The 17825-nt window shown below is 73.1% G+C and carries 3 protein-coding genes; all 3 read right to left on the bottom strand.

All coding sequences use genetic code 11. The annotated features are described in order from the left end of the window. Positions 1–41: 41 nt before the first annotated feature. On the bottom strand, positions 42–1043 hold the full coding sequence (locus tag OG595_RS44265; protein WP_329282418.1) for a TauD/TfdA family dioxygenase: 1002 nt from the start codon (positions 1041–1043) through the stop codon (positions 42–44). A gap of 32 nt (positions 1044–1075) precedes the next feature. Continuing rightward, the gene (locus OG595_RS44260; protein WP_329282416.1) at positions 1076–1285 is read right to left on the bottom strand and encodes an MbtH family protein; all 210 of its coding nucleotides are present in this window, start codon (positions 1283–1285) and stop codon (positions 1076–1078) included. A gap of 193 nt (positions 1286–1478) precedes the next feature. Then, on the bottom strand, positions 1479–17825 hold the full coding sequence (locus OG595_RS44255) for a non-ribosomal peptide synthetase (RefSeq protein WP_329282414.1): 16347 nt from the start codon (positions 17823–17825) through the stop codon (positions 1479–1481).

The following is a 17825-nucleotide window of genomic DNA, read 5'->3' as shown; positions in this document are numbered from 1 at the left end:
GGTTCTCGTACCGCGTCGCGGGCCGAAGCCACATGGGGCGTTCACTTGACCAGCACCATTCCGTCACCGGGACGGTGGTCGCGGGAACGGCGCAGGTTGCTGAAGGCGAAGGTCCGCTGGAGCCAGCGGTCGCGGCCGTCGTAACGCGGGGTGAAGGCGGAACGGCCGTGCAGGGTGATCCTGTTGTCGACGACCGCGAGGTCGCCGGGGCGCAGCAGCACCCCGGTGTACGTGCGGTGCGCTACCCCGGCCAGTTTGGCGAGGGCGGCTCGGCCTTCGGGGGTCACCGCCTTGGTGGCCGCCTCGTCGAAGCACCAGTCGGGGTCGTCCGGGTCGCCGGTGAGCACAGCATGCGCGGTGCCTTCACCGGCCGGGCCGAAGGAGGGCGGTGCCTCGGTGATGTACTCGGGCCTGCCGAGCGCCTCGCGGGTGCCGGGTGTCAGCAGCGGCAGGACGCGTCGGGCGCAGCTGGTGCGCAGTTCGGCGACGCTCTCGTGGTCGGGGCGCAGGCACAGCAGCATCACGTGGTCGGGCCGGTGGGGGTGGAAGGCGTTCTCGGTGTGAAAGGTGAGTTCGACCGAGCCGACGTTGCCCTGGACCTTCTCCTGGCCCGGCACCGGCACCACGTCCTGGACGAGGGCACCGGACTTCTCCGCCGCGAACGCGGCCGGGTCGCCGAGCCCGGCCGCGAACAGCAGCAGCATCGCCGCGGGCAGGGACGGGCCGTGCTGGACCGAGTCCTTCACCATGGGGGTGGGCGGCAGGTGCACGGCACCGATGGGGAGCCTCCTGAGGACGAGGGCGCCGTCGGGGCCGGAATGCCTGCGGAACTCCCGGACGGTGCGCCGTATTTCGGCGGGGACGTCCTCCCAGGCGTGCCGGGCGAGGGCCACCCATGCCGGGTCGTCGACCCGGTCGTTCGCCTGGTCCAGCAGTTCCGCCGCCACCTGGCCGAGCCGGGCCAGGGTGGGGGCGTCGTACCGCACCGTGCCGTCGGCGTTCGCCGGGGCGTACGGTGCCTGCGTCGTGTCGACGCTGCTCACGTGTGTGTTCCCTTTCGTCCGCTGCGTCCGCTTCACTCGCCCATGGCCCGGACGAGGCTCTTGGGGCGCAGGTCGGTCCACTCGCGCTCGACGTATTCCAGGCAGGCAGTGCGGCTGTCCGGGCCGAAGACGGTTGTCCAGCCGGAGGGAACGGCGATGAAGTCGGGCCACAGCGAGTGCTGGCCTTCGTCGTTGGTCAGGACCCGGTAGGCGCCGTCGGGGTTCTCGAAGGGGTTGGTCATGTCGGGTCGGTGGTCCTTTCGGGAGCCGGGAGGCGCTTCGCCTGCCGGTGTGGGAGGTCGGGCCACGGTTTTGGCCGGTGGTCCGGGTGGTGTGGCCGCTCATCAGGAACTCGCGCCGGCCGACGGACGGTTCGAGTGGCGGAGGGATGCTCGGAGGAAGCCGGGCCACGGAGGTCGGTTCGTGCGGCTCGCCTCACCGTTCGACGAAGTCCCAGTAGCGGGAGATCGCTGCCTCGTCGATGTCCGGGATCGCGACCGCCAGATCCCGCAGGCGCTGGAGCGTCCTGTCGTTCTCGAACTCCAGGGTCGGCCGCCGTGGGTCCGGCGTGTTCCTCGCGTGCTCTTCGAGGTACGCCCGGTAGGGCAGGATCGGCAGGTTCTGTCCCCGTTCGCCGGCGCGCCGCAGGCGGTGCAGCCACTCGGTGAGCGGGACCGCTTCGGAGACCGTCCCGTGCCTGCGGCCGTAGCCGCTCATGAAGACATCGGCTCCGACCCTTCGCGGGTGGTGGAGGTGGTGCGCACAGCCCGTTCCCGTCCCGGTCAGGATCAGCCCCACGACGGCGCGGGCCAGGACATCGACGGGGAGCAGAGCTTCCTCCAGATCCGGTCCGACCGGATGGCAGCCGAGCGCGGCGCAACTGGTGAGCAGTCGGGAGAACATGTCGTCCGGACTGACCGCGCCGGTCGAGGTGTGCGCCCAGATGCGGCCGAGCCGGTGGACGGAGCCGGCGGCGCCCCGTTCGAAGGCACGCTCCACGAGCCGGTCGGCGACCCATTTGCTCGCCGCGTACCCGTTTCCGAACGGGTGTTTCTCACCGTCGGTCGATGAATCCTCCGTGACCAGCCGGGAGTCCTGGCCGAGGGTGAACACACCCAGGGTGGAGAGGTGGTGAATCGCTTTCGGCCGGCCTTCGGCGGCCAGGCGCAGCAGGGTCCGGGTGCCCTCCACGTTGGCCGGTTTCAGCCGGGTGTACGGCGAGAGGTGATGGACGTGTGCGCCGCTGTGGACGATCGTGTCGACCCGTTCGCGCAGCCTCGCCCAGTCCGCGGGTTCGAGGCCGAGGTCGACTGCCGCCAGGTCCCCCCGGACGACATTCAGCCGCGGATCCGGCGTCGGCCCGAGGTCGATGCCGTAGCGGCGCAGCGCCCCGGTCAGCCGTTCGCCCGCCTCGGCGTCGGTCCGCGCACGGACGAGGCAGTGCACGCGCGCCGATGTGCGGTGCAGCAGCTCGGTCAGGAGGAAGGCGCCGACGAACCCCGTGGCCCCGGTCAGCAGGATCTCTTGAGGAACACCTGCGTGCGGGTCGGCATGCCGCACGTCGGGAGGGCCGAGGGGAGATGTGCCGGACGTGAAGCGCAGGGCGGGACTCAGCTCGGCTTCCGAGTCCGGCACCCACGACGAAGCGTGCGGGCCGCCCTCCGTGAGGTGGCGGGCCAGTCCCGCCGGGGTGGGTGCTTCGAGTAGCGCCGACAGGCTGAAGCGGACCGCCAGCGTCTCACCGATGCGGTCGGCCAGGCGGACGGCGAGCAGGGAGTGGCCTCCCAGCGCGAAGAAGTCGTCGTCGGCGGAGACCTCGGGCACGCCCAGCGCCTCGGCGAACAGCCCGCACAGCAGGGCCTCCCGTTCGGTCCGCGGCGCCCGGCCGGTGCCGGCGGCGGTGTCCGGCGGGGCGGGCAGTGCCCTGCGGTCCAGTTTGCCGTTGGCGTTCAGCGGGATCGCGTCGATGTCGACGAACGCGGACGGTACGAGGTGAGCGGGCAGGACGGTGGCGAGCCGGACCTTCAACTCATCGGCGGCCAGCGGTGTTTCGGTCACGAGGTACGCCACCAGCCGTTGGTCGCCGGGACGGTCCTCGCGCGCGATGACGGCGGCTCGCGCGACCCCGTCGAGCGCGGTCAGCGCGGCCTCGATCTCACCTGGCTCGATCCGGTATCCCCGGATCTTGACCTGGCCGTCCACGCGTCCGGCGTACTCCAGCACCCCTGCGCGGTTCCAGCGGGCCCGGTCGCCCACCCGGTACATCCGGGTGCCGGGCGAGCCGTACGGGTCGGCGACGAAGCGCTCGGCACTCTGGCCGGGCCGTCCGGCGTAGCCGCGGGCGAGTCCGGCGCCGGCGAGGTACAGCTCGCCCCACACACCGTCGGGGACGGGCTGGAGACGCTCGTCGAGGACGTACACGCGGGCGCCTCCGATGGGGCGGCCGATGGGCACCGGCCCCGCCCCCAGCGCGTCGTGCGGTTCGAGCCGGTGCACGACACAGCCGACCGTCGCCTCCGTGGGGCCGTACTCGTTGATCACCACGGCTTCGGGGTGCCGCTCGCGCCACGTCTGGAGGGCGGTGCCGTCGAGTGCCTCGCCGCCGATGACCAGGTTCCGGGCGTCGCTGACGCGGTCGGGCAGCGACGCCAGCAGCCGCAGATGGCTCGGGGTGACCTTGAGCAGGCCGGGGGTCGGCGTGTCCTCGTCCAGTTCGCCGAACCGCACCCGGCCACCCGTGACCAGCGGCGTGAACAGCGTGGTCACCGGCATGTCGAAGGCGAGGGAGGTGTGCACCAGGGACTCGCCGGACGCGGCCGGGTACATCACCGCGGCCTCGTTCAGATAGGCGGCGAGCGACCCGTGTTCGACGACCACTGCCTTCGGGCGGCCGGTCGATCCGGAGGTGTGGATCAGGTAGGCGGCCTGGTGGGGGTGGACCCGGACGCCCGGGGCACCGTCCGCGAGGGTGTCCTCAGCGGTGCTGAGCGTGTCCTCGGTGAGCACGATCGTGGCGCCCGCGTCGGCGATCAGAGCGTCGATCCGCGCCCGCGGGTCGGCGGGGTCGACCGGCAGATAGGCCGCCCCGGTCTTCAGGACCGCGAGCAGCGCCACGACCACGTCCGGGCGGCGCGGCAGCACCACCGCGACGACCGTCTCCGGTCCGGCCCCGAGCCCGGTCAGGTGCCGGGCGAGCCGGTCGGCTCGGCGGTTCAGCTCGTCGTACGTCAGCTCCGTGTCGTCCGCGACGACGGCCACGGCGTGCGGGGTGCGCGCCACCTGTGCCTCGAACATCTCCGGCAGCGACGCCTGCGGCAGCGGCGGGGTGGTTTCGTTGCGCCGGACGACCAGCTCCTCGTGTTCTGCGGGAGTGAGCACGGACAGGGCGTGCAGGGGACGGGCCGGGTCGGTCGTCACCTCGTCCAGGAGACGCAGATAGCGGGTGGCGACGTCCTCGGCGGTGGCGCGGTCGAACAGGTCCGAGGCGTACTCGACCGATCCGGACCAGCCGCCCTCGCCGCTCTCGGTGAGCGTCAGCGACAGGTCGAACTTGGCGAGGTCGCCGTGCAGGTCTTCGACGGTCACCTCAAGTCCGGGCAGCGTGGGTGCGACCGTCTCCTGATTGACCGTCAGCATGACCTGGAACAGGGGGTGCCGGGAGCGGGAGCGCGCCGGGTTGAGGGCCTCGACCAGTTGCTCGAACGGAACGTCGGAGTGGTCGTACGCCGTCACGTCCGTCGCTCGTACCCGGTCGAGGAGTTCCTCGAACGTGGGGTCGCCGGAGGTGTCGGCGCGCAGCACCAGCGTGTTGGCGAACAGCCCGACGAGGTTTTCGAGCGCGGTGTCCGGGCGGCCCTCCACGGGCGTTCCGATCACGATGTCGTCGCCGGCGCCCAGCCGGGTCAGCAGGGTGACGAGTGTGGCGTGCAGCACCATGAAGGCGCTGGCGCCCCGGTCGCGGCCGAGCGCGTCGACCTGGCGGCGCAGTCCGGCAGGCACCGTGAAGGGCACCGCTCCCCCGCGCCGGGACGCGACGGCGGGCCGGGGCCGGTCGGCGGGCAGTTCGAGCTGGTCGGGGATCCCGGCCAGCTCCCTCGTCCAGAAGTCGAGCCGTTCTGCGGGCAGTTCCCGCTCCCACAGCGCGTAGTCGGCGTACTGCACGGGCAGCGGAGCCCAGTCGGGGGCGCGGCCGGCGAGGCGGGCGGCGTAGGCCGTGGAGAGGTCTTCGGCGAGGGGCCGCATGGACCCACCGTCACCCGCGATGTGGTGCAGGAGCAGGAGCAGGACGTGTTCACGTGCCCCGTCGGTGAACAGCGCAGCCCGGATCGGCAGTTGGTGGTCCAGGGAGAACGGCGTCCGGGCGGCCTCCGCCACCCCCGCGTCGAAGTCGGCCGGGTCGAACGAGCGGACCGTGAAGCGCGGCTGCGTGTCGACGACGACCTGGTGCGGCCCCTGGGGTGCCTCGGCGATGACCGTGCGCAGCACTTCGTGGCGACTCACCAGGTCGCCGAAGGCGGCCCGCAGGGCGTCCGGGTCGAGGGTGCCGGCCATCCTGAGGACGACGGGGATGGTGTACGTCTGCGAGGGGCCGTCGAGCCGGTCGAGGAACCACATCCGGCGCTGGGCCGCCGACAGGGGTACCAACTCGGGCCGTTCGCGCCGGACGAGCGGGGGCCGGAAGGGGGTCTGCGTCGGGCGGTCCGACAGCAGTTCCGCGAGGCCGGCGACGGTCGCGTGTTCGAAGACCTCCCGGACGGACAGCTCCACTCCGAGGCCGACCCGGATCCGGTTGACCAGCCGGGCGACGAGCAGGGAGTGGCCGCCGAGGCGGAAGAAGTCGTCGTCTGCGCCGACCTCGGGCACTCCGAGGACGGTGGCGAAGAGGTCTGCCACCCGGCGTTCCGTGCCCTCGGCGGGTGGCCTGCCCGGCCTCTCGGCGGTGCGACCGGGCGCGGGCAGCGCCCTGCGGGCGATCTTGCCGTTGGCGGTCAGGGGCAGGGTCTCCAGCACGACGAACGCGGCCGGGACCATGTAGTCGGGCAGGACCCGCGCCGCTGCGGCGCGCAGAGCGGCCAGGTCCGCCGGGTGGCCCTGTTCCGGTACGACGTAGGCGACGAGGCGCTTGTCGCCGGGGGCGTCCTCGCGGACGACCACGGCGGCGGCGTCGATGCCCGGCCGGGCCGTGAGGACGGCCTCCACCTCGCCGAGTTCGATGCGGAATCCGCGGATCTTCACCTGGTCGTCCACGCGGCTGACGAACTCCAGCCGCCCGGCGGCCGTCCAGCGGGCCAGGTCGCCCGTGCGGTACATCCGGGACCCGGGCGGGCCGAACGGACTGGCGACGAACCGTCCGGCGGTCAGGCCGGGGCGGCCGTGGTAGCCGCGGGTGACCAGGTCGCCCGCGACGTACAGTTCGCCGGCGGTGCCGACGGGTGCCGGGCGCAGCAGCGCGTCCAGCACGTACATCTGCGTGTTCCAGGCAGGGGTGCCGATGGTGATGACGCCGGGCGGGACGGGGTCGCCGGGTTCGATGCGGAACAGGCTGCAGCCGATGGTCGTCTCGGTCGGGCCGTACTCGTTGAGGACGGTCACTCCTGGGTGCCGGGTGCGCCAGGCGTCCAGCACGTCGCCGAGGAGGGACTCGCCGCCCAGGACGAGCTGTCCGCCCGGTGAGTACTCCTCGGGGACCACGCCCAGCAGGTGCAGATGGCTGGGGGTGGCCTTGACGAAGTCGGGCCGGGTGACGCGCGCGTCGGGGTCGGGGCCGCTCGCGTTCCAGCCGACCAGTTCGACGGTGCCGCCGGAGATCAGCGGGCCGAACATGCCGGTCGCGGTGAGGTCGAAGGAGACCGGCGAGTGCACCAGGACGCGTCGGCGCAGGCTCTCGTACTCGTGGGTCGCCCACGCCAGATAGGCGACCAGCGAGCGGTGTTCGACGACGACCGCCTTGGGCCGGCCGGTGGAGCCCGAGGTGAAGATGACGAACGCGGCGTGTTCGGGCCGCCGGACGACAGCGGTGAGCGGGCCGGCCGCCCGCTCCGCGATCGCGGGATCGTCCGTGAGCACGACCGGGGCATCCGTCGACGAGTGGACGGCCGCGGCCAGTTCGGCCGTGGTGACCACGGCGACCGGCGCGATGTCCGCCAGCATGAAGGCGAGCCGGTCGGCCGGGTGGGCCGGGTCGAGCGGCAGATAGCCGGCGCCGGTCTTCAGGGCGGCGAGCAGCGTCACCGGGATGTGTTCGGACACCGGCATCAGCACGGCGACGTAGCGCTCCGGACCGGCCCCCAGGCCGATCAGGTGCCGGGCCAACCGGTCGGCGCGATCGTCGAGTTCGGCGTACGACAGTTCCGTGTCGCCGAAGACGACGGCGGGCTCGTCCGGGGTGCGGGCGGCCTGGGCCTCGACCAGTTCGGTGAGGGTCCGGGACGGCACCGCGTGGTCGGTGGAGTTCCACTCGGTGAGCAGCAGTCGCCGCTCGTCCGCTTCCACGACGTCGAACTCCCCGACGGGGCGGCCGGGTTCGGCGGTGACGGCGGTGAGCAGGCGGGTGAAGCGCTCGGCGATGCGGGCGGCGGAGTCGCGGTCGAACAGGTCGGTGGCGAACTCCAGGAGCCCGTGCACCCCGCCCTCGGGCCGCTCGGTGAGGAAGAACGACAGGTCGAACTTGGCGGCGGGCGAGGCGACCGGCCGCACGCGCGCGGTGAGGCCGGGCAGGTCGACGGCGAGGTCGAGGGCGGCCTGCTGGTCGGCGTTGTTGAAGTTGAGGCCGGTCTGGAACAGCGGGTGCCGGGCGGTGGAGCGCGCCGGGTTGACCACCTCCACGACCCGCTCGAACGGCACGTCCTGGTGCGCGTAGGCGGCCAGGTCGGCGGCCCGCACCCGGCGCAGCACCTCGGTGAAGCCGGGGTCGCCGGTCAGGTCGGTGCGCAGGACGAGGTTGTTGGCGAAGAAGCCGACCAGGGGTGTCAGGGCGTCGTCCGTGCGGCCCGCCACCGGTGAGCCGATCACGATGTCGTCGCCCGCGCCGAGCCGGTGCAACAGGGTGGCCAGAGCCGCGTGTACAACCATGAAGACCGTCGTGTGGTGTTCGCGGGCGAGCCGGACGAGGGCCTCGTGGACCTCGGGCGCGACCGTGAAGGGCACGGTGTCGCCGCGGTGGGTGGGCACAGCGGGCCGGGGCCGGTCGAAGGGCAGCTCCATCTGCTCGGGCAGCCCGGTGAGCGTCGTCCGCCAGTGGTCGAGCTGACGGGACAGGGCGCTGTCCGGGTCGTCTGCCTCACCCAGCGAGCGCCGCTGCCAGAGCGCGAAGTCGGCGTACTGCACGGGCAGTTGCGCCCAGGTGGGCTCCTCTTCCCGGCTCCGGGCCGCGTACGCGGTGGCGAGGTCGCGGGCGAGCGGGGCCATGGAGGCGCCGTCGCCGGCGATGTGGTGCAGGACGAGGAGCAGCACGTGCTCGCCCGCGCCGAGGTCGAACAGGGTGGCGCGCCACGGGGGTTGGACGGAGAGATCGAAGGGAGTGCGGACCGCGTCGGCGACGCGCTCTTCGAGGACGCCCTCGTCGACGCGGACGACGGTCATCGGCGGCACGGAAGGCAGGACCACCTGGTGGGGGCCGTGCTCGTCCTCGGCGAAGACCGTACGCAGTGCCTCGTGCCGCAGGGCCAGGTCGTCCAGGGCGGCGGTGAGCGCGGCCACGTCGAGGTCACCGGTCAGCCGCAGCGCGACGGGCAGGTTGTACGTCGCGGACGGGCCCTCGAAGCGGTGCAGGAACCACAGCCGTTCCTGGGCGTACGACAGCGGCAGGCGCCCCTCACGCGGCTGTGCGGTGACGCCGCCGCGGCGCGGTCCGCTCCCGGCGAGCCGGGACGCGAGCTTCGCCACTGTCGTCGCCTCGAACAGCACCGACAGTTCGAGGTCGACGTCCAGCGCGGCCCGGATACGGCCGGCCAGCCGGGTCACCAGCAGGGAGTGGCCGCCGAGCGCGAAGAAGTCGTCGTCGATGGAGACCTCGCCCACCTGGAGCACCTCGGCGAACAGCCCGCACAGGATCTCCTCCTGCGGGGTGCGCGGCCCGCGCCCGGAGGCGTGGGTCTGCTCCGGGACGGGCAGTGCCCTGCGGTCGAGCTTGCCGTTCGGGGTGAGCGGCATGGTGTCCAGCTCGACGATCTGGGCCGGGACCATGTACTCCGGCAGCCGTGCCGTGAGCCGGTCGCGCAGTTCTTCGGCGTCGACCGGGACACCTTGGGCCGCGGGCACGACGTATCCGACGAGCCACTGCCCGTGCACGGCCGCGGCGGCCTGGGCGACGGCCGGGTGGTCGGCCAGCGCGTCCTCGATCTCGCCGAGTTCGACGCGCAGGCCGCGCAGCTTGACCTGGTTGTCGGCGCGGCCGAAGTACTCCAGTTCGCCGTCCACCGTCCAGCGCACCACGTCCCCGGTGCGGTACATCACCGACCCGGGCGGTCCGTACGGGCTGGCGACGAACCGTTCGGCGGTCAGAGCGGGCCGGTCCAGGTAGCCGCGGGCCAACTGGACGCCCTCGACGTACAGTTCGCCGGGTGCCCCGGGGGCGACCGGCGCCAGTGTCGCGTCGAGCACGTAGGCGCGGGTGTTGGCGACGGGCCCGCCGATCAGCACGGTCTCGGTGCCGGGCGGCGCGACCCAGGCGGTGACGTCGACGGCGGCCTCGGTGGGACCGTAGGCGTTGAGAAGCACGGCGGCCTTGTTCTCCGCGTGCTCGTGGAAGCGGCGGACCAGCTCGGCGGGCAGGGCCTCGTCGCCGGAGACGACCAGACGTACGGAGCCCGGCAGCCGGGTCTCGGCGAGATAGGCGCCGAGCATGGACGCGCTGAGGTGGACGACGGCCACGGAGTCCTCCCGCATCAGCCGCTCCAGCTGGAGCGGGTCGCGGTGGGCCTCGGGGCGGGCCACGACGAGGGTGCCGCCGTACATGAGGGTCCAGAAGACCTCCCACACCGACACGTCGAAGCTGACCGCAGTGGACTGCAGCACCCGTTCCCCGGCGGCGAGCCGGTGGTCGCGCTGCATCCAGTACAGGCGGTTCGCCATGCCCGCGTACGTGTTGACGGTGCCCTTGGGGCGGCCGGTGGAGCCCGAGGTGTAGATGACGTACGCGGAGTTGTCGCCGCGGGCCGTCACCCCCGGGTTCTCCGCGGGCTCTCCGGCGTCGGGGGTGATCCGCTCGAAGCCGTCGACGTCCCGGTCGGAGATCAGCAGCCGGGCGGCGGAGTCGGCGAGGATGTACGCGATCCGGTCGGCCGGGTAGCCGGTGTCGATGGGCACGTACGCGGCGCCCGCCTTGAGCACCGCCCACAGGGCCACCATCAGGTCGACCGAGCGCGGCAGCAGCACGGCGACCCGTGACTCGGGCCCGACACCCCGCTCGCGCAGCGCGTGGGCGAGCCGGTTCACCCGGGTGTTGAACTCGCCGTAGGTGAATCGCTCTTCCTCGAAGCGGACGGCTTCGGCGTCCGGGTGCCGGGCCGCGTGCCTCTCGAACAGTTCCACCACCGGCATCTGGTCGTCGAACCGTACGGCGGTGTCGTTCCAGCCCTCCAGCACCAGGGCGCGTTCGTCGGCGTCGAGCACGTCGACCTGGGACAGCCGCAGCGCCGGGTCGGCGGTGACGGTCTCCAGGACACGGACGAAGCGGGCCGCGAAGCTCTCGGCCGTGCGCCGGTCGTACAGGTCGGTCGTGTACTCCAGGCGGCACAGCAGCCCGTCGCCCTCGACATGGCAGTCGAAGTGCACGTCGAACTTGGAGGTACCGCTGGTCACCGGTCCGGGTTCGGCGCGCACGCCGGGCAGGTCGATCCGGGCCTCGGTGAGGTCCAGCCAGGCCAGCATCACCTGGAAGAAGGCGGCCCGGGACCGGGACCGCTCCGGGTTCAGCTCCTCCACCAGGCGTTCGAACGGCACCCCTTGGTGCGCGTAGGCGGCCAGCCCGGTTTCGCGGACGCGGTCCAGCAGTTCCTCGAAGCGGGGGTCGCCGGAGGTGTCGAAGCGGTAGACGAGGGTGTTGATGAACACGCCGACCACGTCGTCGAGCACCGAGTCGGGCCGGTCGGCGATGATGCCGCCGAGCGGGATGTCCTCGCCCGCGCCGAGCCGGGTCAGCAGCGTCGACACGGCCGCCTGGAGGATCATGTACGGAGTGGAGCGGGTGCGGCCCGCCAGGTCGAGGACCCGCTGATAGAGCTCCGGTGCGACGGAGAACTCCACGTGGTCGCCGCGGTGTGTGGCCACCGCCGGGCGCGGCCGGTCTCCGGGGAAGGTGACCTCGGGCGGCAGCCCGTCCAGGTTCTGCTTCCAGTAGTCGATCTGCCGGGGCAGGTCTCCGGCCAGGGTGTCGCGCTGCCATACGGCGAAGTCCGCGTACTGGACGGACAGTTCGGCGAAGTCGGGTGCGCTGCCGCCGAGCCGGGCGCGGTAGGCGGCGGACAGGTCCTCGGTCAGCGGGCGCAGCGAGGCGCCGTCGGTGGCGATGTGGTGCACCACGAAGAGCAGTACGTGGGTGTCCGGGCCGGTCGGGTGGAGCGTCGCCCGCATCGGCAGGTCACGGGCCAGGTCGAAGGGCCGCCCGGCGGAGGCGGCCAGGTCGGGGGTGGGGCCGGCGTCCCGTACGACCTCCATGGCGAAGGGCGTGTCCGGGGGCAGCACGACCTGGTACGGGCCCTCGTCGTCCTCCCGGTAGAGCGTGCGCAGCGCCTCGTGACGGGCGACCAGGTCGGCGAACGCGGCGCCGAGCGCGTCCGGATCCAGGGGGCCGGTGAGCCGGATCTGGATGGGCACGTTGTAGGAGCCGGAGCCGCTCTGGAGCCGCTGCAGGAACCACATGCGCTCCTGCGCGAACGACAGCGGGACGCGGGCCGGCCGCTCGTCCGCCGTGATGCGCTTGGCCTGCGGGCCGATGTCCGACAGCCGCCCGGCGACCCCGGCGACGGTGGGGGCGGCGAACACGTCCCGCAGGGACAGATCGACGCCGAACTCGTCGCGCACGCGGTGGACCAGCCGGATCATCAGGATCGACGTGCCGCCCAGCGCGAAGAACTCGTCGTCGACACCGACGTCCTCGACGCCGAGGACCTCGGCGACGATGCCGCACAGGATCTCCTCCTGCGGCGTGCGCGGAACCCCGCCCCGCCCCGGCCCGGTGCTCTCCCGGCCGTCGGACAGGTCGATGGCGCGGTCGCCCATGATCAGCAGCCGGTCCTCCTCGGACACGGCGGTCCACTCCCCCACCGGGACGTCGAGTCCGGCCACCGCCTCGCCGAGCAGCCCGGTCAGGCGGTCCGCGAGCCGTGTGAGGGCCTCCGGGCCCAGGACGCTGCTGCGGTAGCCCCACAGCAGCCGCAGCCGCTCGCCGGGGAAGACGTACAGGCTGACGGTGTAATGGGTGCGCTCGGCGAGGTCCGCGTGGGCCAGGCGCAGTCCGCCGGCCTCGATGCCGTCGGTCGCCGGGTAGTTCTCGAAGAAGATGATGGTGTCGAACAGCGACTCGAAGCCGGCCGAGCGGGTGACCTGCGCCAGGGAGGCGTGCTGGTGCGGCCGCAGCGCCTGCTGCTCCCGCTGCAACCGGGCCAGCAGCGCCGCCAGCGGCTCGTCCCGCTCGAACCGGACCCGGGCCGGGAGGGTGTTGATGAACGGCCCGATCGTCGACTCCACGCCGGGCAGCTCGGGCGGGCGGCCGGAGAGGGTCGCGCCGAACACGACGTCGTCCCGTCCGGTCAGCCCGCGCAGCAGCAGTGCCCACAGGCCCTGGAAGACGGTGTTGAGGGTGAGCCCGCGTGCGCGGGCCACGGAGGTCAGCTCTTCGGTCAGCGCCTCGGGCAGGACGACCTCGTGGGAGCCGTATCCCTCGGGGGTGTGTCCGGCGGGGGCGATTAGGGTGGGTGCGGCCAGGCCGGCGAGCCGCTCCCGCACCGCCTCGGCCGAGGCGTCCAGGTCCTGCTCGGCGAGCCAGGCCAGGTAGTCGCGGTAGGCGGGGGCCGGGGGCAGTTCACCGCCGCCGTACAGCGTGAACAGTTCGCGTACCAGCAGCGGCAGCGACCAGCCGTCCACCAGCAGGTGGTGGTGGGTGACGACGAGGCGGTCGCCGAGCGCGGTGAACCGGATCAGCGGCGGCCTCACGACGCTGAAGCCGCGCGCCCGGTCCCGGGCGAGGAACTCCTCCAGGACGGTCCCCTCCCGTTCCTCCTTCCACGCCACCTTCACGTCGGCGGGAACGACCTGGACGGCGGCGCCCGTCGGGCGGGTGCGGAAGCCGGCGCGCAGGTTCGGGTGCCGGTGCAGCAGCGCCGCTGCGGCGGCCTTCATCCGGTCGCGGTCGAAGCCGCCGTCGATGTCGAGGACGAGCTGGCCGACATAGGGGTCGTCGGGCTCATACAGCGCGAGGAAGAGCAGGCCCTCCTGGAGCGGGGAGAGCGGCAGGACGTCCGTGGCACCGCGGAACCTGTCCAGTTCCTCCTGGGTGATCCGGACGAGGGGCACGTCGGAGACGGTGAGTCCGCCTCGCGTGTGCGCGGCCAGTTCGGCGAGGGCTCCCGTCCACGCCTCGGCGAGGGCGCGTACGTCGGTCTCGGTGAGGACACCGGCGGGATAGGTCCACTCGGCGGTCAGCTCGCCGTCGCGGACGTGGGCGTCGATCTGGAGGGTGTGGGTGAGTGCCAGGCCGTCGTCGGCGAGGAGTTCCACGGCCGTGGCGCCGTGGGCGAGCTGCCAGCCGCCGAGGTCGGTCGCGTCCAGGCGGCCCAGGTAGTTGAAGGAGATCTGGGGTGTCGGCAGTCCGCCGAGCCGGTCGCGCAGCAGGTCGTGACCGCGACCGCCGTGCGGGATCGCCCGCAGTTCCTCCTTGGTGCGCTTGATCAGGTCGGCGCCGGTCCCGGTGCCGGGGCCCAGGCGCACCGGGTGGATTCGGGTGAACCAGCCGACGGTGGTGGACAGGTCCATGCCGTCGGGCAGGTGGTCGCGGCCGTGGCCCTCCAGGTCGACCAGGACCGGTCCCTCACCCCGGTGGCGCTGTACGGCCGCCGACAGCGCGGCGAGCAGGATGTCGTCCGGGGTCGCCCGGTAGGCGGCCGGCAGGCTGGTCAGCACAGTGGCGGTGAGGTCGGCCGGGACGGTGACGGTGACCGAGCGGGCCGTGCCGTGGCAGTCCCTGGCCGGGTCGAGGGGGCGGGTGCCGAGGACGGGTTCCGGGGTCGACAACAGGTCGGTCCACAGCGGGAGTTCCTGGTCGGGGGCACGGAGGTGTCCGGCCCAGCGGCGCAGCGAGGTCCCGCGCGGGGACAGCTCCCCGGCGGTGAGCGCCTCGGTGAGGTCGCTCAGCAGGATGCGCCAGGACACGCCGTCGACGACCAGGTGGTGGAGCACGAGCAGCAGCCGGCCGGAGTCGAACCACACCGCCCGCACCATCACACCGTCGTCCGGCGACAGCGCGCGCCGGGCGGCCTCCTTCTGCCCTGCCACGTCCTCGTTCCGGGCGCGGGTCAGGCAGTCCTCGGCCCGTACGGCGCCCACGGGCAGGATGTGCCGGCCGCGCATGCGCAGGGCGTCGTGGCGGTCGAGCACCTGCTGGAGGGCGACGGACAGCCTGTCGTACGTCAGTTCCGGCCCGGCGGCGAGGAGGAGGGACTGGGCGTAGCCGGTGGTGGGGCCGCCGCGTTCGGCCAGGCGCCGGGACATGGGTGTGCCGGGGAGGTCGCCGACCGGGTCGTCCTCGACGGGCGGGGCCGCCGGTGCCGTTGTGGCGGCGAGGGCGAGCCGCGCGACCGTCGGGTGGTCGAAGACGTCCTGGGGGGTGAGGCGCAGGCCCTGTCGGCGGGCACGGCTGACGAGCTGGATGGCGTGGATGCTGTCCGCGCCGAGGGCGAACAGGTCGTCGTCCACGCCCAGTTCGGGACGGTTCAGGAGTGCGGCGGCGATGCCGTGCAGGAGGAGCTCGGTGGTGGTCGCGGGGGTACGGCCGCTCACCTGCCGGGCCGGGGCGGGCAGGTGGGCGCGGTCGGTCTTGCCGTTGGGGGTCACCGGGATCGACGGCAGGAGGAGCACGCTCACCGGCACCATGTGCGCGGGCAGCAGGGCCGCGAGGTGGGCGCGGGGATCGGTCCGAGGGGTGCCGGTCACATAGCCGACGAGTTGCCGGGCGCCCGTCGCGGAGTCGTGGACGACGACCACGGCCTGTTCGACGCCGGGCACCGACGCCAGGACGGCCTCGACCTCCGCGGGTTCGACCCGCTGTCCGTTGATCTTGATCTGGTCGTCGGCGCGTCCGACGAACTCCAGGTCGCCGCCCGCCCGTCGGCGCACCAGGTCCCCGGTGCGGTACATGCGGGTGCCGGCCGGGCCGTGGGGGTCGGCGACGAAGCGCTCGGCGGTCGGGCCGGGCCGGTCGAAGTAGCCGCGGGCCAGCTGGACGCCCGCCAGGTACAGCTCGCCGGTGACGCCGGTCGGCACCGGCCGCAGGGCCGGATCGAGCACGTAGGCACGCGAGTTGTGGGTGGGCGTGCCGATCGTGACGGGGTCGCCGGGTACGCAGGCGTGGGAGGTGGCGGTCACCGAGAACTCGGTGGGCCCGTAGGAGTTGTGCAGTGGGACGCCGCACTCGCGGTGGAAGCGGTCGGCGAGTCCGGCGGGCAGTGCCTCGCCACCGCAGCTGACCATGCGCAGCGCGTCCGTGGGCAGGTACGGGTACTCGTCGAGGAAGGGGCCGAGCATCGCGGGCACGAAATGGATGACGGTGACCCGTTCGTCGCGGACCAGCCGGGCCAGGTAGGCCGGGTCGCGGTGGCCGTCGGGGCGGGCGACGACGAGCGTCGCACCACGGGTGAGGGTCCAGAACACCTCCCACACCGACACGTCGAACCCGACCGGCGTCTTGTGCACGACCCGGTCCGCCGGCGTGAGCCGGTACTCGTCCTGCATCCAGGCGAGCATGTTGGTGATGCCGGCGTGGGTGACGACGGTGCCTTTGGGGCGGCCGGTGGTGCCCGAGGTGTGGATGACGTACGCGGCGTTGTCCCCCCGCGGGACAACGCCGGGGTCGGTGGCGGGTTCGCCGTCGCCGAGGGAGCGCACGTTGTCCGCGTCGATCACGAACGACACGCGCGAGTCGGCGAGGACGTACGCGATCCGGTCGGCCGGGTAGCCGGTCTCGACGGGCACGTACGCCGCACCGGTCTTCAGCACCGCCCACAGCGCGACGATCAGGTCGGGCGAGCGGGGCAGCACCACCGCCACCCGAGCCTCCGGTCCCACGCCCCGCCCGCGCAGGGCGTGCGCGAGCCGGTTGACGCGGGCGCCCAGTTCGCCGTAGGTCAGCCGCTCGCCCTCGAAGACGACGGCCTCGGCGGCCGGGTCCTGGGCCTCGAACAGCTCCACCAGGGAGCGCGGGTCGCTCGCGTGGCCGGTGTCGTTGTGGGCACGGAATCGTTCGTGTTCCGCGTCGTCGAGCAGATCGACGGTGCCGATGGGCTGGTTCGGTCGCTCGGTGACGGCGGTGAGCAGGCGTACATAGCGTTCGCGGTGGGCGGCGGCCGTCTCGGGGGTGAAGCGTCCCGGGTGGGCGTTGACGGTCAGTTCGATGCCGTCGCCCGCCTCGGGGTCGCCGTACGCGTGCAGGGCGAGGTCGCGCACCGGGCCGGAGGCGAGCTGGTGGGCCTCGGCCTCGGTGGTGCCGAACGGCAGGCGGGCGGCGGCGAAGGAGAGGACGTTGACGGACGGCCCGCTCAGGGTCCCCGGATGGGCCGGGGCGGAGAGGTCGCGGCGCAGTTCGTCGTGCGGGTAGCGCTGGTGGCGGCTCGCCTCGGCCAGGCGGGCGGCGACGCGGTCGAGGAGTTCGGCGAAGGTGGTGGAGCCGTCGACGGCTATCCGCAGCGGGACGTCGTTGACGAGCATGGCGGGTGTCGCCAGGGCGTGCGGACTGAGCCGGGCGGCCATGAAGACGCGGACGAGGACGTCGTGGGCGCCGGTGACGCGGTGGGTGTGGGCCGCCATGGCGGCGATCACCGGCAGGGACCAGCGGGCCCCGCCGAGGCCGCGCACCCGCAGCGCGGTGTCCTCGGGCAGACGGCCGGTCGTGGCGGGCAGGCTGGGCGCCAGTCCGGTGGCGCCGGAGCCGAGTTCGGTGGACTGGGGCAGATCGGCGAACTCCCGCTGCCAGTAGGCGCTGTCGCGCTTGCGGCGGGCGGAGCCGAGGTAGGCGCGCTCCTCGGCCAGGACATCGCCGAGGGAGCCGAAGCCGCTCTCGGGCGGCTGCTCGCCCGCGGCGAGTGCCGTGTAGACCTCCAGCAGCCGGCGGCAGTGCAGGACCTGTCCGTAGCCGTCGAGAAGGATGTGGTGGTAGCGGAAGTGGAACCAGTGCCGGTCGGGTCCGAGCCGCAGCAGGGTGTGCCGGAACAACCGGTCGTCCGTGACCGTGACGGGCCGGGCCTGGTCGGCGTCGATCCATGCCCGGGCGGCCCCGGCCGGATCGGCCTCGCCGCTGAGGTCGACGTACTCCAGCTCGCCGGTGGCGGACGGGTCGACCGTCTGACGGACCGTCTCTCCGTCGTCGTGGAAGCGGACCCGCAGGGCCTCGGTCTCCGCCACGGCCCGCTCCACGGCGTGGGCGAGCAGGGCGCGGTCCACGTGTGCGGGGACGTCGTAGTAGATGCCGCAGGTGTACTGCGGGCTGTCGGGGGCGAGTCGCTGGGCGACCCACACGCCGTGCTGGGCCGCCGTGAGCGGCAGGTCCGGGTTGGTCGAGGCGGCGTCGTTCAT

This window comes from Streptomyces sp. NBC_01451 (assembly GCF_036227485.1).
Taxonomy (GTDB): Bacteria; Actinomycetota; Actinomycetes; order Streptomycetales; family Streptomycetaceae; genus Streptomyces.
This window is presented reverse-complemented; position numbering and strand designations above follow the sequence as displayed.